The organism is Thalassolituus sp. UBA675, from assembly GCF_002297765.1.
Lineage (GTDB): Bacteria > Pseudomonadota > Gammaproteobacteria > Pseudomonadales > Oceanobacteraceae > Thalassolituus.
This window is the reverse complement of the sequence record NZ_DBNJ01000026.1, coordinates 100,516-123,275: the sequence shown is the minus strand read 5'-3', so window position 1 is coordinate 123,275 and position 22,760 is coordinate 100,516. Positions and strand designations below refer to the sequence as shown.

Here is a 22,760-nt window from a genome sequence, read left to right as displayed (position 1 = left end):
ACACGCTTAAAAATGCAAAGGGTTACGTTCATTACGTCTCAAATGGCGAGCTGAGGCCGCAGCAATCAAAGCCGCCAGCAAACCGAACATTGCGCCACCCACGGCGCCCAATGCTACGACAAGAAGTTTTTTGGGCTTAGCTGGCTTCAGAGGCAAGAGTGCAGGCTGATCCACATCGACCAACTCGACTTCGTTCCAATCAACGACGATACCTTCAAGAGTCGCTATCGAATTCTTAACAACAGAAAGGCCGGATACAAAAATATCTTCAGATGGAGAGTCTGAACGTTTGCGCAGTAATTCAGCTTCCTGACGAAGCGCTTGCTCTCCCATCATATAAAGAGGAGGTTCGCTACTCACAACCACATCGTTTGTATTGTAAAACGGTTTTTTCTGGCCGATGCTCGCAGCAATCTGAGCAGCTTCTTCCAATCGGGCGATCTGGCGCGCTTTCTCCGACTCGTAGACCCTACGAAAGTTATCAACCCAGGTCTGGTATAGCTCAAGTTCAGCATGAACCTTACGCTCAAACTCATCCCTGACGCGCTTCTCATGCAGAATGAGCGCGTAGGCGATGTAGTCATTCAGAACATCACGCGCTAGCTCGGCATTACTGCCCAACTTAAATTTTATAGTCAGGTAGGTGTCTGAATCTCCCTTCCCCGGATCGCTGAATGAGAACCGCGTAAGAAAATTAGCGAGATTCTGTTCTTCCGTCAGCGCTTGCGAGGAAATCAGTGGCAATAACTCTTCATCAGGCTGACTCAGCAAAAAATTATAGAAAGCCTTACGAGTTGATGCAGAACGAAGTACAGAACGCGCACTGGAAAAAGCAGCCTCAGCATCCAATTCAAAAACAGCCTCATCCGTCAAACTAACAGGCTCATCTCCGACGCCATTATTTTGTACGTCTTTAACCGAAGCACTAAGGGTAAGTCTATTTCGCAGTGCTGCCTGACTAAAAGGCAGTAACTCCGACGGGGCTGCTTCAGTAATGGTCGCCTCGGTCTGGTATTCTGGCGTCGCCGTCATTACGTATGATAGGGCAAGTGCGATACCTGCAAGCAAGCTACCCACCAGCCAGTACCATTTATCACGAATATCGTCGACGAGATCAAACAGGTCGATCTCGTCATCATGTGACTGATGATTTATATTTTCAGTCATTCAGCTGTTTCCCCATCAGAATCAACGTCGTTCGCAGAGTCCGCTTGCTCTCCTTCAAGTAGATCAGCTTCATCTTCATCACAGATGCGCTCAACACCAACCAATTTTTCTTTATCTGCGACTTTAATCAGGGTTACCCCCTGCGTATTTCGACCCAGTACTGATACTTCGTCGACACGCGTTCTTACCAATGTTCCGCGATCACTGACGAGCATGACCTCATCACCATTAAATACCTGAACAGCGCCAACGAGAGCGCCATTGCGCTCGCTGGTCACCATAGCGATAACGCCCTGCGTACCACGCCCTTTCGTCGGAAACTCTTCGACGTTGGTCCGTTTACCAAAGCCGCGCTGAGATGCTGTCAGAATCGTACCGTTCTCCTCAGGGACGATCAGTGAGATAACGCGCTGATCTTCCGCCAGTTTGATACCGCGCACACCGCGAGCGGTCCGGCCCATGGCACGAACATCCGATTCTTTAAAGCGGACTGCTTTACCCGCATCGCTGAGCATCAGGATGTCCTGCTGGCCGTCAGTAATAGCGACACCGACCAGCCAGTCATTTTCGTCCAGCTCACAGGCAATCAGGCCCGATGAGCGTGGCCGACTGAATTGATCCAGCGTGGTTTTCTTAACCGTACCCCGGGCCGTTGCCATAAAGACGTACAGGTCATCACGGTATTCTTCCACCGGCAGAATTGCAGTGATGCGCTCGCCTTCAGAAGACAGATTGAGCACATTCACAATAGGACGACCGCGAGAGTTGCGGCTAGCCTGAGGGATATCGTAGACCGTCAACCAATACACTTTACCGGCATCGGTAAAGCAGAGAACGGTATCATGACTGTTAACAACCAAAAGATGCTCGATGAAGTCTTCATCCTTCATCGACGTCGCCGACTTACCTTTACCGCCGCGCTTCTGTGCCTGATAAGCATCCATCGGCTGAGTCTTCGCATAGCCGGTGTGGGATAGCGTGAGAACCAGAGTTTCCTCCGGAATGAGATCGGCCATAGTGAGGTCACGCTTCTGCGCAATAATCTCTGTACGACGTTCATCACCATATTCTTCACGAATCAACTCAAGTTCTTCGCGAATCACTTCCATCAGGCGCTCAGCACTGCCCAGGATCTCGAGATATTCTGCAATTTCTTCAAGCTTCTGCTGATATTCAGCAATAAGCTTTTCATGTTCGAGGCCGGTCAACTTCTGCAGGCGCAGATCAAGAATCGCCTGAGCCTGAACCGGTGACAGATGGTATTTACCATCACGGAAACCGTACTCCTCTGGCAGGTCATCCGGACGACAGGCATCTTCACCTGCCCGTTCCAGCATATCCAGTACATCGCCTGGTGCCCATGCCGCCGCAATCAGGCTCTCTTTCGCTTCCGCCGCGGTAGGCGACTTTTTAATCAGCTCAATCACTGGATCAATATTCGCCAGCGCCAGAGCAAGACCTTCGAGAATATGACCACGTTCACGCGCCTTGCGCAGATCATAAATTGTGCGTCGGGTTACAACTTCACGACGGTGCTTAACAAACGCATCAAGCAACTGCTTCAGGTTCAGAGTCTTAGGCTGCCCATCGACGAGAGCGACGGTGTTAATACCGAACACACCCTGCAACTGAGTCTGAGCGAACAGGTTATTCAGTACGACTTCTGGCATTTCACCGCGACGCAGTTCAACGACGATACGCATACCATCTTTATCCGACTCGTCGCGCAGTTCGGTAATGCCTTCGATTTTCTTGTCTTTAACCAGCTCGGCGATCTTCTCGATCAGGCGGGCTTTGTTGACCATGTATGGGATTTCGGTGAAGACGATGGACACTTTGCCGTTTTTCTCGTCTTCTTCGAACTGATGACGTGCACGCAGATAAATGCGGCCACGGCCAGTGCGATACGCCTCAACAATCCCGTCACGACCATTAATAAATGCGGCTGTTGGGAAGTCCGGGCCTGGAATATATTCCATCAGATCATCGACAGTCAGATTCGGATCATCGATCAAGGCCAGACAGCCATTCAGAACTTCTGTCAGGTTATGAGGTGGGATATTCGTCGCCATACCAACAGCGATACCAGACGAGCCATTCACCAGCAGGTTAGGGATGCGGGTGGGAAGCACTTCTGGGATCTGTTCAGTACCGTCGTAGTTAGGCACCCAGTCAACGGTTTCTTTATCAATATCAGCCAGCATCTCATGGCTGATCTTCTCCATCCGGATTTCCGTGTAACGCATCGCCGCAGCAGAGTCACCATCCACCGAACCGAAGTTACCCTGACCATCGACCAGGGTGTAGCGCATAGAGAAGTCCTGAGCCATCCGAACAATGGTGTCATACACCGCAGAGTCACCGTGCGGGTGGTATTTACCGATCACATCACCAACAACACGCGCAGACTTTTTGTAAGGCTTATTCCAGTCATTGCCGAGAATGTTCATAGCGTGCAACACGCGGCGGTGTACAGGCTTAAGACCATCCCTGACATCAGGCAGAGCCCGCCCGACAATTACGCTCATCGCATAATCCAGGTACGACTGCTGCAGCTCGTCTTCAATATTAATTGGCAGAACTTCTTTGGCTAAGTCACTCATATAAACTCGGGCCTGTACTCTCTCCCGCCGGCGGCGGATTTCCTTTGAATGGAGTTGCCGCTCACAGAGCGACAAACAAGGGCTGCGATCATACCACAAATCGTGCTGATACCTAATGAGAGCTCCTGAATGGCTCTCTGAGGCGTTTTCGTCTCTGAACGGACGTTCCCTACTGTTCAATTAACAGTCAGCCTTGCGGAACAGTTCGCACCCTGCCCTCTGCATTCGCTATAATCGCGAGCAAAGCGAATGAGGAAGCACCATGCAGGCTGATCTGCGTATTGATGCTCGCTGGGTACTGCCCCTTGGCGAGAGCAGCGAAGTATTGGAAAACCACTCGGTATACGTGACCAACGGCCGGATTGTCGGACTGAAGCCCCAAACTGAGCAAGGCCCCGAAGCAAAAGAGCATATAAATCTGGAAGACCATGTTCTGCTGCCCGGCTATATCAACGCGCACGGACATGCTGCCATGTCTCTTTTCCGCGGCCTGGCCGACGACCTGCCCCTGATGACCTGGCTACAGGATCATATCTGGCCTGCAGAGGCGCAGTGGGTCAGTGGTGACTTTGTGTATCAGGGCACTCAGCTTGCCATCACGGAGATGCTGCGTTGCGGCACCACGACCTTTGCCGATATGTACTTCTATTCAGGCGACAGCATCGAGGCAGCGCTTGATGCGGGCATGAGGACCGTCAGCTTTACGCCAGTGCTGGACTTCCCAACGAACTTTGCCCAGAACGCAGACGAGTACATTCGCAAAACTCTGGACGTTCACAGCAAATACCGCCACCAGCCTCTGGCTCATGTAGGCATTGGTCCACACGCTCCCTACACAGTGTCAGACGAACCACTGAAAGAGATAACAACCACTGCCAGCCAGCTTCAGATGCCTGTGCAGATTCACCTTCACGAAACCGCATTCGAAGTGAGCCAAAGTCTTGAAGAGCGCGGAATGCGTCCTACCCAGAGACTGGCAGAACTGGGATTTCTCAACGAAAGTGTCAGCTGTGTTCACATGACTCAGATAAACGACATCGATATCGATATCCTCAAACAGACCGGTGCGAGTGTTGTTCACTGCCCGGAATCCAACTTAAAGCTAGCCAGCGGTTTTTGTCCGGTAGCCTCACTCCTGAGCGAAGGCGTTAATTTGGGTTTAGGCACAGACGGCGCGGCCAGCAACAACGACCTGAACATTCAGGGGGAAATGAAGTCGGCTGCCATGCTGGCCAAGGCCGTCGCTAACGATGCGGCCGCCGTCCCGGCTATGGCCGCACTGAGAATGGCAACCTCTGGCAGCGCCAAAGCGCTGGGTATTGATGAACTAACCGGTTCAATAGAGGCTGGAAAGTATGCAGACCTGCAGGCAGTGCGCATGAGCGAACTGACCCAGAGCCCGCTCTACGATCCGGCATCACAGCTTGTATACACAGACAGCAGTCGCTACACAGAATACGTCTGGGTAGCCGGCAAAGCACTATTGAGCCGGGGTGAACTGACATCCATCGACGCCAGTCAGATTCTCGAAAAAACACGCCAATGGCAAAGCAAGATTCAACCCTGAGACATGCCACCGAAGGGCATATCAGAACCGGGTCTTAACGCGTAACAGAACAGCGGACATATTATGACTGAACTAAAAAAACTGAATGTAGATCGTGCAGAAGTTGCTAAGTTTGAAGCCCTCGCCTCCCGTTGGTGGGATCGTGAAAGTGAATTCAAACCACTGCACGACATCAACCCGCTGCGCACCAACTACATTGACCGTCACGCGTCTCTCGCAGGTAAAAAGGTACTGGATGTCGGCTGTGGCGGCGGCATCCTCAGTGAAGCCATGGCGCAACGCGGCGCAGACGTAACCGGAATAGATATGGGTGAAGCGCCTCTGAATATCGCTAAGCTGCATGCGCTTGAGAGTGGAGTCAGTGTGAAGTATCAACAAATACCCGTTGAGCAACTCGCCGAAGAAATGCCCGCCTCGTTCGACATAGTTACCTGCCTTGAAATGCTTGAGCACGTGCCTGATCCAGCATCGATTATTCAGGCCTGCTACAAACTGGTAAAACCAGGAGGCATGGTGTTCTTCTCGACTATTAATCGAAATCCGAAAGCCTACGCAATGGCCATTATTGGCGCTGAGTACATCATGCGCATGCTTCCTGCTGGAACGCACGATTACGATAAATTCATCAAACCCAGCGAACTGACGCGTTGGTGCCGTGCGGCAGATCTCTCGGTGCTTGATATGACAGGCATGATCTATAACCCGCTGACGCAGGAATACAGCCTCAAGGATCAGGACGTGGACGTGAACTATCTCGTTGCGACCCGCCGGGAAGACGCATGACACTCGAAGCTGTTCTGTTTGATCTTGACGGTACCCTCGTCGATACGGCCTTAGATTTCTTCAGTGTCGTGAACTCTCTACGTGAGGAAGAAGGCCTGCCCGCGCTCGCTGATTCCAAGATCCGCGAGCAGGTAAGCAATGGTGGAGTTGCACTGGCCTGCCTTACCTGGGAGATAGACCGGAGCCACCCGGATATTCAGAACTACCGTCAACGCTTGCTGGATCGCTACGAGAACACCGTAGGCGACAAAGCACAGCTGTTTAAAGGCTTCTCTGAGCTACTCAATAAACTGGAACAAGGTTCTGTTCCTTGGGGTATCGTCACGAATAAACCACGGCTCTACACCGACCTGCTTCTGGAGAGGATGCCACTGGCCTGTAAGTTCGTCGTGTGCCCTGAAGATGTTCATAGAACCAAGCCAGCCCCGGACAGCTTGTTGCTGTGTGCATCTATGATGGAGGTTCAGCCATCTTCCTGCTGGTATGTTGGCGATCATATCCGCGATATCGAAGCCGCCAGAGCAGCGGGCATGACCAGCATCGCCGCTCTATTTGGCTATATAGAAGAATCAGAAGATCCTCAAGCATGGCAAGCCGACCATTACGTCAACGACCCATATGAAATTACGGCCCTTCTGAGCGGCAAAGCCTGACCGGCAGTTGCCACTCTTGCCGCCCAGAACCCTTACGAGTTATCAAAGAATCAAACGGAAATCAGAAAATGACCGCAGATAAAGAGCAAACATTGAAGAATCGCGTCATATTAGTGACAGGCGGTGGTTACGGTATCGGACGCGAAGCCGCCCTGACATACGCCAGAGCTGGCGCGACGGTTCTGTTGCTCGGTCGTACGGAAGAGGCTCTGAATGACACCTACGACCTGATAGAGGCCGAAGGCCTGCCTCAGGCTGCCGTACTGCCCTTCGACCTTGCATCAGAGGACGAGAGCCTCTTTATCGAGCTGGCTCAGCTTATTGGCTCGCACTTCGGGCATCTCGACGGCGCGTTACTCAATGCATCTGTTCTCGGGCAACGCACCATGCTCGACAATTATCATTGGGACACCTGGCAGAAAGTAATGAACATCAACGTCAACGGCCAGTTCCTGTTGACTAAGCACCTGATTCCTCTTCTCCGGGAAGCCCCCGCAGACGCGTCGCTGATCTACACCACCAGCAGCGTAGGGCGTGAAGGCAGAGCCTATTGGGGTGCGTATTCCGTCTCCAAGTTTGCAACAGAAGGCCTGATGCAGGTCGCTGCACAAGAGCTTGAGAATACCAGTAATATTCGCGTCAACTGCATCAATCCGGGCGCCACGCGCACCGGCATGCGGGCGGCAGCGTATCCTGCTGAGAACCCTGCGACGGTCAAACCAGCCTCAGAAATCATGGATCTCTACCTGCACCTGATGAGCCCAGCTTCAATAGGAACGCACGGACAGAGCCTGGATGCTCAGCCAAAATAAATGACATCATTCCGGGCGGCAGACTTAGTCATCAATTTGGCTCAGCTTTGCCGCTTTTTTCGTCAATGAACTGGCGTTAAATTTCATCCTGCTCCCAAAAACCTCATAACCTATTGTTTTAAAACAACTTTTAAGATTTTAAAACTATGGCACAGAAATCGCTTATTCCCTCACATTGATATCACCAATGTATGAGGTAGCTCATGGTCAGCCCAATGAATGGCAGAGCGGAACTGCGAGACGACAAGGTCATTACACCTTTCGGGGATCTGGCACCCCGGCCGGATATCCGCCCTGAGGTGCTGTTACGCCTGTCTGGTAAGTTGCAGACCACGCTCGAATTAGGTCAGTTACTCGAGATCTTTCTCGAAGAAATTCAGCAAGCGGTTCTGGTCGACGGCCTGACGTTTCATCATGAGCCCACCAATACGACATTAGCGGTTGGGCGCAACAGCCTGCACACCGCCAACTACCGACTTCAGACACAACAGGATTACATGGGTGATATGACGTTCCATCGCTCTACTCGCTTCCGAGAACATGAACTCGCTAATATCGAAGGCTTAATGACTACACTGGTCTATCCATTGCGCAATGCGCTTCGATACCACGAAGCATTGGCTGCCGCCTTCCGGGACCCTCTCACTGGTGCAGGCAACCGGGTAGCGCTCGATAAAACATTGAGTCGCGAAGTCGAACTGTCCAAACGTCACGACCAACCTCTCTCAGTGCTGATGCTCGACCTTGATCACTTCAAGCAAGTGAACGACGAGTTTGGCCACAGCATGGGTGATAAAGTACTGAAAGAAGCCGTTAAAGCCATGACCGGCTGCATTCGCCAGACCGACATGTGTTTTCGCTATGGCGGTGAAGAGTTTCTGATCATGCTCAGCAATGCAGATCAATCAGGCGCTTTACGCATTGCCGAGCGCGTTCGCATGGGCATTGGCCAGCTGTCCTTTGCAGGTAAAAAGGACAAGTTGCAAGTCACCGCCAGTATTGGTTGTGCAACACTGCAGCCAAGCGATGATACAGAAGAGCTCGTATCGCGTGCCGATACAGCGCTGTATGTTGCCAAGAACAGCGGTCGTAACCGGGTTATCAGTGATCTTGATATCGAGTACACCCAACAGGGCGATGTCAGTGAGGAGCCAGGCCAGGAGGCTAATGGGCACTGAATAAGCCGATTAAAAAAGCCGTGCATTGCACGGCTTTTTTCTGGCTGGCGCAGACCTGAGGTACGATTAGCGCTTCCTGCGACTCGCAGTCTGGCGAACTTTCTGACGACGCATCTGGCGCAGATACTGCTCTTTCTCTTTACCAACAAACTTCTTCACTGTACGACGACGCAGATCCACCAGATCATACAGATCGTTCACTTCTTTTTGCCCAAGCTCGACCCAAGTACCGACCGGGACATTCGCTGGCATAAAGATACAACCATAACGAACACGCTTCAGGCGGCTGACCGTAATTTCCTGGCTTTCCCAGAGTCGACGCACTTCCCGGTTACGGCCTTCCATAAGAACAACGTGATACCACTTATTCTGACCTTCGCCATCAAAATAACGAACGTCGGTAAAGCTGGCCATGCCGTCTTCGAGCAACACGCCCTCTTTCAGGCGATTGATCATATCCTGATCAACGTCACCACGTACTCGTACGGCGTATTCGCGGTCGACACCACTCGAAGGGTGCATCAGCTTATTCGCAAGCTCTCCGTCGGTAGTAAAAAGCAACAGACCGCTGGTATTGATGTCCAGGCGGCCGACATTGATCCAGCGCTCATTCTTTGTTTTCGGCAGATGATCAAAAACGGTCGGTCGACCTTCAGGGTCATCACGGGTACAGACTTCACCAACGGGTTTGTTGTAGGCGATCACACGGGTATTAACCCCTGCTTCTTCAACAGATACCGCACGGCCATCAACGCGGATATCATCGTTGCGCCCCGCTCGGTCTCCGAGCTTGGCCCGCTCACCATTCACCGTTACACGACCGTCTGCTATCCAGCGTTCAGCTTCACGACGGGAGGCGACACCTGTCAGCGACAGTAATTTCTGAATACGCTCATTCATTGTCAGATTCTTTTTCCTGAGCAGTGACATCATCATGTTCGTCACTGCGTTGTGTTTCGTCATTCTCTTCCGTGGTCTCCTCCGCGGAAGAATGCTGTTCTTCGAGTCGCTGCAAGATCTGCCCGAGATCGCGGACCTTGCGCGGCTCTCCTTTACCGGGTTTGCCTTCTACCGGTTCGAATACGTTATCTTCTACTTTATCGACCAGTGCCGAGGCCGCCGCCAGGTCATCCTCAGTCTGACTGAGTACTTCGGCGCCGCGTTCTTCTCGTTCTTCATCACTGGTAAAGTCATACCGGTCAGGCGTTGGCCGGCGTGCTTCGGCATCATCGCCCAGCTCAAGCCGGCGACTGGTGTCTTCCAGTTCGCGAATCTCCATTAAAGATGGCAGATCCTCCAGCGACTGAAGGCCAAAATAGTCTAAAAACTCTTTCGTAGTCGCATACATGGCCGGGCGGCCCGGCACATCACGATGCCCGACAACACGAACCCAGTCCCGCTCCAGCAGTGTGCGGATCGTAGAACTGCTGACCACGACACCACGGACATCTTCAATGTCCCCACGAGTAACCGGCTGACGGTACGCGATCAGGGCCAGTGTCTCAAGCAAAGCCCGAGAATAACGCTGAGGTTTCTCTTCCCAGAGACGGGCAACAAACGGTGCTGTCTCTGTACGGACCTGCAAACGGAAGCCAGAAGCCACCTCTGACACCTCAATTCCACGTCCGAGAAGGTCTTTGCGCAGTTCAACTATCGCATCAAGAAGCTCAGACGACGTCGGCTCCATACCTTCCGCAAACAGGGTTTTCATCCGCTCAACAGACAATGGCGCGCCTGCGGCCATCATGGCGGCTTCCAGTATATTCTTAAGCGGTGGCGTGCTCATCCGTACCCCTCAACTTTACATGTATCACGCCGAGCACTTCATGCTGCACAAGGTCGAGTAAGCGCTCTTTGATCAGCTCCAGTATCGCCAGAAAACTGACCACAACGCCCAGCTTACCCTCCTCCGGCGCAAACAGCTGACTGAAAGGAACAAAATGTCCGCCTTTCAGTTTTTCGAGAATATCAGCCATTCGCTCGCGGGTTGAGAGTTGTTCGCGCTCAATCTCATGATGTTCAAAGCGCTCTGCCCGACGCATAACCGCTGCCATAGCCAGCATGATTTCGCGCATATCGACCTCTGGGTGAATACGCTCCTGAATTCTGTCCGGAGCATCAACATCAGCGACAAAGATATCGCGCTCAAGCCGGGGCAGCTCATCAATCTGCTCCGCTGCAGTACGGAAACGCTCATATTCCTGTAGGCGGCGAATCAGTTCAGCTCTCGGGTCTTCTTCCTCGCCATCCTCTCCCTCGACTTTTTGCCTCGGCAGTAACATCCGGCTCTTAATTTCGGCCAACATGGCCGCCATTACCATGTATTCGGCGGCAAGTTCGAGCTGGAGGGCCTGCATCATACTGATGTATTGCATGTACTGCTCAACAATATCCGCGACATGCACTTCAAGGATATCGAGATTCTGTTTACGGATCAGATAGAGCAGCAGGTCGAGCGGCCCTTCAAACTGTTCGAGGATAATTTCCAGAGCGTCTGGCGGAATATACAGATCGAGTGGCAGTTGCGTCATTGGCTGCCCCTGCACGAGTGCAAACGGCATTTCGCTCTGACGGGCTTTACTGGTTTTCTCTGATCTGTTTTCTTCCATAGTGATCTCAGCGATAGGCTAAGCCCATCGCATCACGTACTTCTTCTAACGTTGCCCGGGCAGCATCCCGAGCACGCTCTGTACCTTCAGCGATGATGCTGTGCACCAGGTCAATGTTCTCTTCGAAGTCCCGGCCCCGTTGTCTGATCGGTGCTTGTTGAGCAATGATCTTGTCAGCAACGCATTGTTTACATTCAATACAGCCCCAGCCAGCACTGCTGCACTTATCGTGCACTTCGATGAGTTCAGCCCCTTCGGTGTAAACCTTATGGAACTGCCATACAGCACAGGCCTCTGGCGTACCAGGGTCTGCGAGCCGCACCCGGTTAGGGTCTGTCGGCATATTACGGAGTGCCTTCTCAACCGTTTCCGGCTCCGCTCTCAGCGGAATAATATTATCGTGGGTGTTGGACATCTTACGTCCGTCCAGCCCCGGCATTTTCGCCGCCTGTTCTGCCAGCACATGCTGAGGTTCCGGAAGGATGGCGACACTGTCTCCTTCAAGATACCCGAGCAGTCGCTCTTTATCTGACAGCGTCAGCTTATTCTGCTCACGAATCAACGCCTGAGCCGTTGCCAAAGCGTCTGTATCGCCGTGGCGTGTGTGTGCAAGACGCAGCTCGGTATAAAGCTTTCCGGTCTTCTTGCCCAGTTTCCTGATTGCCGCCTCTGCATTGGCAGCAAAATCTTCTTCTGAGCCGTAAAGATGATTAAACCGACGGGCGATTTCGCGGGCCAGTTCGACATGAGGCGTCTGGTCCGCACCCACCGGCACCAGTCCAGCACGATACGCAAGCACATCGGCACTTTGCAGTAATGGATAACCCAGAACGCCGTAACTGGCCTTATCCTGCTCCCGGTTAGATTCAATGAACTCTTTATAGGCTGGCGCCCTTTCTAGCCAGGCGAGAGGCGTGATCATAGACAGAAGAAGGTGCAACTCCGCCTGCTCTGGCACACGACTCTGAATAAACATATGGCTAGCACCAGGATTCACGCCGGCGGCTAACCAATCAACCACCATTTCCCAGGTGCTTGAAGCGATGTCTTCCGGGGAGGCGTAACCGGTAGTAAGGGCGTGCCAGTCGGCAACAAAGAAAAAGCAATCGTACTCGTGTTGCAACTTAACCCAGTTTTTCAGAACACCATGATAGTGCCCCAGGTGTACCGGGCCAGTCGGGCGCATTCCGGAAACCACCCGCCTCTGCGGATCCACTGTACTCAAGCCTGCTTCCTCTCTTTGCTTCGTATGTATTCGTTTTTACGCTGACTCGGCAGCGATGTCACGCTCTGGTAACCACCGCTACCGCTCAAAATTACTTGAGACCGGAAATGCCGATGGCTTCACGTACCTGCGCCAGCATAGGCTTGCTGACGGCACGCGCTTTCTCAGCTCCCTTTTGAAGCTCAGCCTCAATGTCGGCTGGACGCGCAAGAAGGTCTTCATAGCGCTCGCGGGCCTCGGCGATTTCTTCATTGATCAGAGCAAAGAGTTTCTTCTTGGCATCGCCCCAACCAATACCTTCTTCGAAAGCACGACGCATTTCAGCGGTCTGCTCCTGCGTCGCAAACGCTTTCCAGATCTGGAACACGGCTGATGTATCCGGATCTTTTGGCTCACCCGGCTCAAGCAAGTTGGTTTTAATCTTATTGATATGCTTCTGCAGCTTCTTCTCTGGCAGAAAAAGAGGAATGGTATTGCCGTAACTTTTACTCATCTTACGACCATCCAACCCCTGCAGAATGGCACTGTCTTCGTCTACCTGATAATCCGGCAAAGTGAGCAATGGCTCTTTCTTGCAGTAGATATGGTTGAAGCGCTGCGCCATATCACGGGCCATTTCAACGTGCTGAATCTGATCTTTACCGACAGGCACCTTGTTTGAACCGAACATCAGGATGTCCGCCGCCATCAGAACAGGGTAACTGAACAGCCCCATGGTAATGGCCTTATCCGCGTCCTCACCTTCTTCAACATTGGCATCAACAGCAGCTTTATAAGCGTGAGCACGGTTCATAAGCCCTTTCGCGCACACGCAGTTAAGCACCCAGGTCAGTTCCGGAATCTCTGGGATGTCAGACTGGCGATAGAATACGGCGTTATCTGTGTCGAGTCCGAGAGCCAGCCAGGTGGCGGCAATCTCTTTAGTCGACTGATGGACAGCTGCAGGGTCCTGGCACTTGATCAGCGCATGGAAATCAGCAAGGAAGTAGAAGGACTCATTATTGGTATCGCGGCTGGCTTCAATCGCCGGACGAATAGCACCGACATAATTACCCAGGTGGGGAGTCCCGGTGGTCGTGATACCGGTTAAAACACGCTGTTTGCTCATTGGAAGAACCCGTTACATCCGTTCAATCGTAAAGGGCGCAATGATAGCGGTTTTAACCGGTGAGTCACAGGGCCGGTAACCTGCGGGTTACTTACTTAATTTACTCGGCAAAGGCGCTGGCATCGCCCACGCCCTGACGTGCGATCTCAGGAACGTCTCCGGTCATATCGACGACGGTCGTCGCTTCAAAACCGCAGAAACCACCATCAATGACCACATCCAGCTGATGCTCCAGCGTGGCGCGGATGTCATACGGGTCAGAAAGAGGTAGTTCATCTCCGGGCATGATCAGCGAACTCGTCATCAGAGGTTCGCCGATTTCTTCAAGCAGCGCCATCGCGATCGCGTTATCAGGAACACGGATACCAATCGTCCGCTTTTTAGGATGCATCAACAGGCGAGGCACATCACGGGTTGCTGGAAGGATAAAGGTAAATGCCCCTGGCGTGTGCGATTTGAGCAGCCGGTATTCGGTATTATCAACCTTTGCGAAGGTCGACAATTCAGAGAGATCACGACACAACAGAGTGAAGTTATGCTTAGATCCTAACTGGCGTAGCCGCGTAACACGCTCCGTCGCGGCTTTATCGCCCAGGCGACAGGCCAGCGCATAAGCGCAGTCTGTCGGAATAACTGCCAGCCCGCCCTCACGGATTATGTCCGCCGCCTGCTTAACAAGACGTGCCTGAGGGTTTTCTGGGTGGATCTGAAAAAACTGGCTCAAAATAAATCCTTCAATAGTTCAATTAGATGGCTCTTTGCTTATTGCCACAAAGACCATACTGGCGTGACATCTTTAGGGAACGCTGGCATAACGCCCAGATCAAGCCCAAAACGGTTCGGCCCATGGAAATCACTACCACATGAGCCCATCAGGCCCATATCTTTTGCCAGGGTCGTCATCTGACCGCGTTGATTGTTGTCCATCTGTCCATAAGCGACTTCGACGGCGGAGCCCCCTGCCTCAATAAAATCAGACATGCAGGCACGGAGCTTAGTTCGCGTCATCTTATACAGATGCGCGTGCGCCATAACAGCCACGCCGCCAGCATCAACGATCCATCGCACCACCTGCTCAAGTTCAGGCCAGCTGGTTTTCACATCACCGACTTTGCCCGAACCCAGGTATTTAGTGAAAGCCGCCTGCATCGAAGGCACCCAACCCTGATCGACCAGGTAGCGGGCAAAATGGGGACGTCCCACAATATCACTGCCTGCATACTCCCGCACTGAGTCCATACAGATATCCTGCTTCAGCTTTTTGCCGACTCGCTGGGCAATTAACTCACAACGCTCATTGCGCGCATTCAACTGAAACGCCTCGGCTTCCTTCATTGCCGCAGAGTCTACATCCATGTTCAGGCCCACGATATGTATCGTCGCACCGCCCCACACGCAGGACAGCTCGATCCCCGGTATCAGACGCAGATTCTTTTTTTCGGCCATATCACGTCCCTGACGGAACCCTTCGAGAGTGTCATGGTCTGTGATGGCCAACGTTTGAATGCCACGTTCTGACGCCCGCTCCACCAGCTCGGCTGGGCTCAGGCTGCCATCGGAAGCAGTAGTATGGCAGTGAAGGTCTATCACGGAGTTCACGATTGGACGCTCTGGGTGGCTTACGACATAATGCCGACCATTGTAAATGCACAGCCGCCACATAGCGAATAAGCGATTTTGAGCCATATTTTCTCTTGTGAGCGAGAAAACCTGTCCATACCTTCCGAACAACAGAATAAGTGATACAACGAGGAAACCGTAATATGTGGTACGCCATTATCAGTCAGGACATCGAAAACAGCTTGCCACTGCGGAAAGAAGCCCGCCCCGCCCACCTTGAACGACTTGAAGCGCTGAAAAACGAAGGTCGGCTCCTGATTGCGGGTCCACACCCTGCCATTGATAGTGAAGACCCAGGTGAAGCAGGCTTCACCGGCAGCCTGGTCGTCGCTGAGTTTGAATCACTTGAAGCAGCACAGGCATGGGCAGATGCCGACCCATACGTTGCAGCGGGCGTGTACGCAAACGTCGTCGTCAAACCGTTCAAAAAAGTATTACCTTAAACAGTACCCACTGAAGCCAAGAAGACCAACAAGATCAGTGACGGAGGACTCAATGAAGTACATGATCAGCCTGCTACTCGGACTCATGCTTGCCAGCCAGGCAGCACAAGCTGTCGAAAAGCGTTATGTAACCGACAAACTGTATATCCAGCTACGCTCTGGCCCATCTAATGAGTATCGGATTCTGAAAGTCGTTCAGAGTGGCGAGCACCTTATCTACCTTGGCGAAGAAGGTGACTTCACACACGTGAAAACAACGAAAGGCGTGGAAGGTTACGTACGTACTCAATACCTGGTTAACGAACCCGTAGCCAAAGAAAATCTGATTCTGGCAAATCGTGAACTCGATAATATCAAAGCTGAACTCACAACCGCCCGGAACCAGGTAGAAGAACTTACGCAAGAACTCGAAACGGCCAAGTCTGAACGCGCAGATGCCAGTCGCTCCAGCACTGAGTTAGAGCGCGAACTCGAACGCATCCGTACTATTTCAGAGAATGCCGTCGCGCTTGACGAAAAAGCACGAAAGCTGACCCGAAAAACACAGGAGCTGGAACTTCAGGTGAGTACACTGTCAGCGGAAAATCAGGAACTTCGTGGCGACAGAAGTCTCTCTTATCTGATCTACGGCGGTGGTCTGGTTGTCGTAGGTATTATCGGTGGCCTTATTCTACCGGGTCTCCGCGGTCGTCGTAGTAACAGCGGCTGGGCATAAAACAGATACATTTAATAAATAAGGAAAATTTCATGCGTAAGTTTTTAATGCTGGCACTCCTGGCAATTCCTGTCTTCAGCGCGAGTGCGGAAGAGACCGTCTACGTCGGTCTGAACACCAGCGAAGGTTATATTGAGCTGGCACTCGATAAAGAGAAAGCACCAATTTCTGTTGAAAACTTCGTTACCTATGTTGAAGAAGGTCATTACGATGGCACCATCTTCCACCGTGTAATTAAAAATTTCATGATCCAGGGTGGTGGTTTCGATGCCTCAATGAACCGTAAACCAACCCGTGCGGCGATAAAAAACGAAGCTAAAAATGGTCTTAAAAATAAGCGCGGTTCGGTTGCAATGGCTCGTACTGCAAGCGTAGACAGTGCCACCAGCCAGTTCTTCATTAACGTAAAAGACAATACCTTCCTGGACCATGGCGTACGTGATTACGGCTATGCAGTATTCGGCGAAGTTGTTAAAGGTATGGATGTGGTCAATAAGATTGCGGAAACACGCGTCGGCCGCCGCGATCAGCCAGCAGAAGATATTATTATCAACAGCGCTGTCGTCGTTGCAAAAGAGAGCGAAGAAGCCCCCGCCCCTCTGATTGAAAACTGAAGCCCTAAGCGGATGATCGACACACAGTCGTCAGCCGCGTGTCTGTCAAAGTAACACTGCCAGAAGAACCGGCAGGAATGCGAACGACAGAAAGGTCGACACGACCACTAACCCGGCCACTGCGCCGGGTTCTTTGTTATAGCGGACGGCAAAAAGGTAATTGAATACCGCCACAGGCATCGAACTCTGGATGAGCACCACGCCCCGAGCGACGCCCTCGAGCTCCATAAACCAGCACACAACCAACCCGGCTGCGAGACCGCCGAGTATCCGTATCAGGCTGTATAAAAATGCCTTCCCCCACCCGCTCACCTGCAGGCCATAGAGCGATACACCAAGGGTAATCAACATAAGGGGAATGGTCATACCGCCGATCAGGGCCACCGCGTTATTCAGAAATTCAGGCAAACGCGCGCCGCTGATAACAAGAATCACAGAAAGCAGAATTGCATACATAATAGGCATGCGCGCAACACTACTTAGTCCTCCGGCGTCTTTTCCTCCTGCAAGCAGAATACCTACGGGGAAATGCGCGACAGACAACATCATAAAAAACGCCAGTGCCAGAGCCAGCCCCTGCTCGCCAAATGCCAGCATACAAACAGGAAGCCCCATATTTCCAACGTTAGGAAAAAGAAATGACGGCAAATACGTACGGACACTGTCCCCCAACATACGCGGGACTATGATGCCCGGGAGTGTCATCAAGACCGTTACCAGTACGCATGCCAGAGCTGTCTGACCGAAGACCTGAGGGTCAATATCGACTTGGCCCAATACCGATAACATCAGGCAAGGCGCGCCTATATTCAGCACCAGACGGGAAACAAAATCACTGTCGTAGCCAGTGCGGGTATGTGCCCATATTGCGCCCAGCAAAGCACAGAGCACGACAGGAAAGAGTACGGTTGCTATTTCAATCATCATGACCGGGAGTATACCGCTCCTTCGTCAGCTTTATTACAATACGCACCGAGAAACCGGACGGGTGAGAAATTTGAGCATCAAAGAAACAACCACGGGTGATACCGATACGGTCCTGAGGCATCCAGACCTCACCTGGAACGAGCAAGGGCTCCCCGTGGCTGATGACTTCGACGACCCATACTTTTCAGTTGAGAACGGCTTAGAGGAAACCCGCTACGTTTTTCTGAAACAGAATGGCCTCCCGCAGCGCTGGCAGTCGCACCAGGCGCCCTTCCGCATTATTGAGACCGGCTTTGGCACTGGGCTCAATTTTCTTGCTACCTGGCAGGCATTCCTATCCACTCGTGGCAAGAATAACTGGCTGCACTTTACCAGCATCGAAAAATTCCCGTTAAGCCGTGAACAACTGCAGAAAGCACTGGCCCTATGGCCGGAGCTTAGTGAATTATCAGAAAAGCTTATTGAAGCTTACCCTCCGGCATTAAAAGGATTCCATACTCTCAAATGGCCGGATGAGCGAGTTTCCTTGACGCTGATTTTTGATGATGTTCATGCTGCCCTCCCCCAACTGAATGGCCCGGTTGACGCCTGGTTTCTTGATGGCTTTGCCCCAGCGAAAAACCCTGCGATGTGGTCTGACGCACTGTTTTCTGAGATTCGACGTATTAGCAGAAACCCTCGCTCAAATCGAGTACCAACGGTGGCGACCTTTACCGCAGCAGGCGTGGTCAGGCGGGGTTTAAAAGGCGCCGGTTTTAACATCGCGAAAGTACCGGGTTTCGGCCGCAAGCGAGAAATGCTCGCAGGCAGGTATGCGGCAACCACAGGCCCAGAGCAAAGTCGGTTGCATAACCATTTACCATGGCAGCTGTTTCCAACACCACTTAAAGACGCCAGCAAAGTCGTCGTTGCAGGTGCTGGTCTCGCTGGCTGCACCACAGCGCGAGCACTGGCAGAGCGTGGTTTCCGGGTCACGCTGTGCGACCCTGAAGGTATCGCCAATGGGGCCTCAGGGAATCCACAAGGCGGACTTTACATAAAGCTGGCCGCAGACGATCAGGCAACCCATTCTGATTTTTATCGCCAGGCCTACCTGCTCGCTCTCAAAGAAGTGGAGCGTATGCTGGGAGCTCCAGCAGAGAACAATAAAACCTGGGATGCCTGTGGCGTACTCCAACTCGCCTACAGCGCTAAAGAAGAAGTGCGTCAGCAACGCTTCATAGAGCGGCATAAACCACCCGCTGAATTCGTAGCGTCTGATAGCGAAAAGAAAGGGCTGATCTTCCCAGCGGCCGGCTGGGTGTCTCCGGCTGATTTTTGCAAGGCCCTCGTAAATCATACCAATATTCAGTTTATCGCCACGACAATAACGAATATCACTGGCAAGCAGAATGCACTGACCATCACTACAGACTCTGGTGATCTTGATGCCTCTGCTATCGTAATAGCAACAGCCCACCAAGCGAATGAACTTGCTGGTGAGCATAGCTACCTGCCAACCAAAAAAATTCGTGGGCAGCTTACTTATCTTAATGCTGATGCATTACCAACGGCAGATACCGTACTCTGCGCGCGCAGCTACATGGCACCGCCACTCAACGGGCGCCTCGTACTCGGTGCTACCTATAACTTAAAAGATGAAGAAGCAGAGCTTCGGGACTCGGATCATCAAACCAACCTGAGCCATCTCTGTGATTTTGGTGCTGAATGGGAAACTGCTGCGAACTCCGCTGAAATTATTGGTGGCCGTGTGGGCTTTCGCTGTACAACACCGGACTACCTGCCGATGGCGGGACCACTGGTTGTTAAAGATGAATTCGTAAAGCGCTTTCGCCCGATGACCAAAAACGCGAAGCGCATCCCTCGTGAGCCTATGCCCTGGATGAGCGGAGTCTGGTTGAATATTGGCCACGGCTCGCGAGGACTGGCGTCCTCTTCTTTATGCGCAGAACTGATCGCCGAACAGATGGCTGGTGATGCCGTCAGTACCAGTCAAACCGTGATCGATGCTTTGGCACCAAACCGGTTTTTATTGCGGGATTTAATCCGCAATAAATTATAAAAGCCGATGGTCAAAGCCCCGGGGGTAACTGATCGAGAAGCGCCAGTTGGCAGGTTTCCCCAACCGGGTCAAACAGGATGACAACCTGTCCGCGGCGTATCTGCTCACGAACCTGTTCTTTTTTGTCGTCAAAAGAGTAGTTATAGTCGCCGTAATCGGTGCCTTCACGGCTGACAAACTCTTCGATAATACCGTCCAGGGCGTCGGCCGAAAGACGGTCGTAGGGAACGCGGATGACACCCTCTTCTGGCGCCTGTCCATCGCCAGAGTGAAAGTCAGATGGCAAAAGCACCCTCCCGCTCCCACTCACAACTCATACGCAATTCAGCATCTGAGGGCTGATGTCCATGCTCTGCTTGCCAATTGAATGTGTGCTTACCAGAGAGTTCGGTTTCCAGGTGAACCGTGGCGGAAACCCAGTGCATCGCTTTCAGCAGACTTTCGAACTGGCGCAACCAGCTTTCCCACTCATACTCTACAGCACGGTAAGAGGCAGCGAAGTGAATAATCTGCGTCTGATAGGCGCCACTGAAAATGTCATCTCCAGAGATTGAGAACATCTCGCGCTTAAGCAGAGAGAAGTCATCATCCAGACCGACAGGCAAGGACTGTATCGCACCCCAGTTGGTGCGGCGCTCGCGGCGGGCTGCGAGGTCTTCTGTGGAAGGAATGTGGCGTATCACGCCGTAAACGATCGATTCCTGATCAAACTGAGACACGAGCTTCTCTCAATGCTGACTAAGGCTTTGATCATACCCAAAAGTTGCTCCAACAGAAACTGCCAGAGCCCCCCTGAATGGAAACATTATAAAGACCACTCAACGGCCGACCACGTCCTGAATTCGCATACGCACATAGCTTCCGGGCGCATCTTCGATCGCTGCAAGTGGACCGTCCCCGGGCTCACGAGCCGGCACACGCTCCGCACCACCCTGCTCCTGAATCCAGGCCTCCCAGTCCGGCCACCATGAGCCACGATGGCTCTCGGCGCCCTGGAACCATTCATCACTGTCTTCAGGCAAGGAGTCGTTGGTCCAGTAGTTGTATTTGTCGGCGGCTGGAGGATTAATAACACCTGCAATATGACCTGAGCCACCCAGGACAAAACGTGGCTTTCCACCAAGCACTTTGGCGCCTTCGTAAGAGGCTTTCCACAGAGCAATATGATCCTGGGACGTCGACAGGAAATATGTTGGAATTTTAACCGCAGAAAGATCGATTTTTACGCCATCGACGTCCAATGCATTCTTCTCGCGCAGAAGATTATTCAGATACATGTTGCGCAGATAGTACGAATGCATCCGCGCAGGAAGATTCGTACTGTCCGTATTCCAGTACAGTAAATCAAATGCAGCCGGGCGCTCGCCCTTCAGATAATTATTCACAAAGAAAGACCAGAAAAGATCATTCTCGCGCAATGTATTAAAGCTGAAAGACATCTGACGGCCATCATAATAACCGAGCATGTCCATTTGTTTTTCCAGCCCAGCAATGGTCGTTTCGTTAATGAATACGCCAATTTCTCCCGGCATCGAAAAGTCGATCAGTGTCGCAAGAAAGGTGGCCGACTTAATACGTTCTTTGCGCTTTTTCTTCAGGTAAGACAGAGTCGCCGATAACAGAGTGCCGCCGAGGCAGTAACCGATCGCGTTAACATCTTTTTCACCAGTAATCTGCTCGATCACATTCAACGCCTCTACCGGGCCTTCCAGCAGGTAGTTATCAAAACCTTTATCACGTAATGACGGGCCGGGGTTAACCCACGAGATAACAAACACCGTATGCCCCTGACCTACCAGCCAGCGAAGCAGCGAGTTATTCTCACGCAGGTCCATGATGTAGTATTTGTTGATAAAAGGCGGAATGACCAGAAGTGGGCGCTTGAAAACTTCTTCCGTTGTTGGCGAATATTGAATCAGCTGCATCAGCTCATTCTGGTATACCACCTTTCCTGGCGTCGTTGCTACGTTCACACCCACCTGAAAGGCCGAAGTATCCGTCATAGCAACATTTAATGCGCCATTCGCACTGGCCTCCAGATCTTCAGTTAGTTGCTCGATACCGTGAGCGAGGTTCGCTCCTCCGGTTTCGAGCGTTTTATTGATCACATCAGGATTCAGGCCGGCAAAATTGGAGGGTGCCATCGCATTTGTATACTGACGGATCAGGTATTCAACTTTACGTCGTGCGTTATCGCTGAGGCCGTCTGTGTCGTCAATCATCTTTTTCAGGGTATTTCCCTGAATAAGGTAAAGCTGCTTCAGGTAATCAAAGAAAGGGTTCGCTTCCCATTCAGCATTCCTGAATCGTTTATCGCCTTTTTCGGGCTCAACAATTGGCTCTACCTCTTTGCCCATCAGGCGAAGTACGGTGTTCTGAAATAACGCCTGTTGTTTTTTAAGCAGATCCATCTGGTCATCGATAAGTTTATCCGGGTGTTCCATCATGGCTTCGCCCAGTTCTTTAAGGGCTTCTGAGAAATCGTTCAATACACAGGCTGCCGGGTCTTCTGCCGAGGTTGGCTGCTGTATGAATTTTTCCCAAACTTTGCCGGTATGCTCCGCCGCCTGTATAGCCATATCAAAATAATCGCTAACTGCAGCCGTCAGCTGCTCAGACACATCACTCATCGACGTTCAATCTCCATGTAATTAATAAACAACTCAGTTAGTAA

General features: G+C 52.0%; 22 protein-coding genes. 9 read left to right on the top strand and 13 right to left on the bottom strand.

Annotated features, from left to right (window positions below; translation table 11 throughout):
* Window positions 1-6 precede the first annotated feature (6 nt).
* Window positions 7-1,167, bottom strand: coding sequence for a Wzz/FepE/Etk N-terminal domain-containing protein (locus tag B3007_RS11265; RefSeq protein WP_301377498.1), 1,161 nt, complete (start codon window positions 1,165-1,167; stop codon window positions 7-9).
* Window positions 1,164-3,770 (bottom strand): DNA gyrase subunit A, encoded by a 2,607-nt coding sequence (gene gyrA / locus B3007_RS11260; RefSeq protein ID WP_301377500.1) that lies wholly within the window; start codon window positions 3,768-3,770, stop codon window positions 1,164-1,166. Before gyrA ends, B3007_RS11265 begins: the two co-directional genes overlap by 4 nt.
* A gap of 262 nt (window positions 3,771-4,032) precedes the next feature.
* Between gyrA and B3007_RS11255 the strand changes: the two genes are divergently transcribed.
* The 5 genes from B3007_RS11255 to B3007_RS11235 all read left to right on the top strand — a co-directional run bounded on the left by B3007_RS11255 (window position 4,033) and on the right by B3007_RS11235 (window position 8,763).
* Entirely contained in the window at window positions 4,033-5,337 is a 1,305-nt protein-coding gene (locus B3007_RS11255) for a TRZ/ATZ family hydrolase (RefSeq protein WP_301377502.1), read from the top strand.
* A gap of 63 nt (window positions 5,338-5,400) precedes the next feature.
* Complete coding sequence (ubiG, locus tag B3007_RS11250; protein WP_076516020.1) at window positions 5,401-6,120, top strand: bifunctional 2-polyprenyl-6-hydroxyphenol methylase/3-demethylubiquinol 3-O-methyltransferase UbiG; 720 nt, start codon at window positions 5,401-5,403, stop codon at window positions 6,118-6,120.
* Complete coding sequence (locus B3007_RS11245; RefSeq protein WP_301377504.1) at window positions 6,117-6,773, top strand: HAD family hydrolase; 657 nt, start codon at window positions 6,117-6,119, stop codon at window positions 6,771-6,773. Before ubiG ends, B3007_RS11245 begins: the two co-directional genes overlap by 4 nt.
* A 68-nt stretch (window positions 6,774-6,841) precedes the next feature.
* A complete protein-coding gene (locus B3007_RS11240) occupies window positions 6,842-7,585 on the top strand; it encodes a YciK family oxidoreductase (RefSeq protein ID WP_301377506.1) in 744 nt (247 codons plus the stop codon).
* Window positions 7,586-7,800: 215 nt separating this feature from the next.
* Window positions 7,801-8,763: a GGDEF domain-containing protein gene (locus B3007_RS11235; protein WP_301391574.1), complete on the top strand. Its 963-nt coding sequence runs from the start codon at window positions 7,801-7,803 to the stop codon at window positions 8,761-8,763.
* A 66-nt stretch (window positions 8,764-8,829) separates the two neighbouring features.
* On the opposite strand, the gene rluB is transcribed toward B3007_RS11235, so the two are convergent.
* The 7 genes from rluB to B3007_RS11200 form a co-directional block, all read right to left on the bottom strand.
* Window positions 8,830-9,663, bottom strand: coding sequence for a 23S rRNA pseudouridine(2605) synthase RluB (gene rluB / locus B3007_RS11230; protein ID WP_068439579.1), 834 nt, complete (start codon window positions 9,661-9,663; stop codon window positions 8,830-8,832).
* Window positions 9,656-10,549, bottom strand: a complete 894-nt coding sequence (gene scpB / locus B3007_RS11225) for an SMC-Scp complex subunit ScpB (RefSeq protein ID WP_076516014.1) — start codon at window positions 10,547-10,549, stop codon at window positions 9,656-9,658. Before scpB ends, rluB begins: the two co-directional genes overlap by 8 nt.
* On the bottom strand, window positions 10,530-11,372 hold the full coding sequence (locus B3007_RS11220) for a segregation and condensation protein A (RefSeq protein ID WP_301377510.1): 843 nt from the start codon (window positions 11,370-11,372) through the stop codon (window positions 10,530-10,532). The genes scpB and B3007_RS11220 overlap by 20 nt, the downstream gene beginning before the upstream one ends.
* Before the next feature lie 7 nt (window positions 11,373-11,379).
* On the bottom strand, window positions 11,380-12,597 hold the full coding sequence (locus tag B3007_RS11215) for a tryptophan--tRNA ligase (RefSeq protein ID WP_301377513.1): 1,218 nt from the start codon (window positions 12,595-12,597) through the stop codon (window positions 11,380-11,382).
* Between the two features lie 91 nt (window positions 12,598-12,688).
* Window positions 12,689-13,705, bottom strand: coding sequence for a tryptophan--tRNA ligase (locus B3007_RS11210; RefSeq protein ID WP_068439571.1), 1,017 nt, complete (start codon window positions 13,703-13,705; stop codon window positions 12,689-12,691).
* A 100-nt stretch (window positions 13,706-13,805) separates the two neighbouring features.
* Entirely contained in the window at window positions 13,806-14,429 is a 624-nt protein-coding gene (locus B3007_RS11205) for an L-threonylcarbamoyladenylate synthase (protein WP_068439569.1), read from the bottom strand.
* 38 nt (window positions 14,430-14,467) lie between these two features.
* Entirely contained in the window at window positions 14,468-15,391 is a 924-nt protein-coding gene (locus B3007_RS11200) for a PHP domain-containing protein (RefSeq protein ID WP_301377515.1), read from the bottom strand.
* A gap of 77 nt (window positions 15,392-15,468) precedes the next feature.
* Here B3007_RS11200 and B3007_RS11195 point away from each other — a divergent pair, with 77 nt between their 5' ends.
* Genes B3007_RS11195 through B3007_RS11185 form a run of 3 tightly spaced genes read left to right on the top strand, consistent with a single transcriptional unit; the run spans window position 15,469 to window position 17,097 of the window.
* On the top strand, window positions 15,469-15,768 hold the full coding sequence (locus B3007_RS11195) for a YciI family protein (protein ID WP_301377517.1): 300 nt from the start codon (window positions 15,469-15,471) through the stop codon (window positions 15,766-15,768).
* A gap of 52 nt (window positions 15,769-15,820) precedes the next feature.
* The gene (locus B3007_RS11190; protein WP_068436203.1) at window positions 15,821-16,483 is read left to right on the top strand and encodes a TIGR04211 family SH3 domain-containing protein; all 663 of its coding nucleotides are present in this window, start codon (window positions 15,821-15,823) and stop codon (window positions 16,481-16,483) included.
* 32 nt (window positions 16,484-16,515) lie between these two features.
* Window positions 16,516-17,097 carry a peptidylprolyl isomerase gene (locus tag B3007_RS11185; protein ID WP_414716225.1) on the top strand — a complete coding sequence of 194 codons (582 nt, stop codon included), beginning with the start codon at window positions 16,516-16,518 and terminating at the stop codon, window positions 17,095-17,097.
* A 45-nt stretch (window positions 17,098-17,142) separates the two neighbouring features.
* Here the strand turns inward: B3007_RS11185 and B3007_RS11180 are convergent, their stop codons facing one another.
* Entirely contained in the window at window positions 17,143-18,024 is an 882-nt protein-coding gene (locus tag B3007_RS11180; protein ID WP_301377519.1) for an AEC family transporter, read from the bottom strand.
* Between the two features lie 70 nt (window positions 18,025-18,094).
* Here B3007_RS11180 and mnmC point away from each other — a divergent pair, with 70 nt between their 5' ends.
* Window positions 18,095-20,086, top strand: coding sequence for a bifunctional tRNA (5-methylaminomethyl-2-thiouridine)(34)-methyltransferase MnmD/FAD-dependent 5-carboxymethylaminomethyl-2-thiouridine(34) oxidoreductase MnmC (gene mnmC, locus B3007_RS11175; protein WP_301377521.1), 1,992 nt, complete (start codon window positions 18,095-18,097; stop codon window positions 20,084-20,086).
* 10 nt (window positions 20,087-20,096) lie between these two features.
* Here the strand turns inward: mnmC and B3007_RS11170 are convergent, their stop codons facing one another.
* The 3 genes from B3007_RS11170 to phaC form a co-directional block, all read right to left on the bottom strand.
* Window positions 20,097-20,372 (bottom strand): YheU family protein, encoded by a 276-nt coding sequence (locus B3007_RS11170; protein WP_297532172.1) that lies wholly within the window; start codon window positions 20,370-20,372, stop codon window positions 20,097-20,099.
* The gene (locus B3007_RS11165; RefSeq protein ID WP_297532176.1) at window positions 20,362-20,805 is read right to left on the bottom strand and encodes a hypothetical protein; all 444 of its coding nucleotides are present in this window, start codon (window positions 20,803-20,805) and stop codon (window positions 20,362-20,364) included. Before B3007_RS11165 ends, B3007_RS11170 begins: the two co-directional genes overlap by 11 nt.
* A 99-nt stretch (window positions 20,806-20,904) precedes the next feature.
* Window positions 20,905-22,716, bottom strand: coding sequence for a class I poly(R)-hydroxyalkanoic acid synthase (gene phaC, locus B3007_RS11160; protein WP_301377523.1), 1,812 nt, complete (start codon window positions 22,714-22,716; stop codon window positions 20,905-20,907).
* Window positions 22,717-22,760 lie beyond the last annotated feature (44 nt).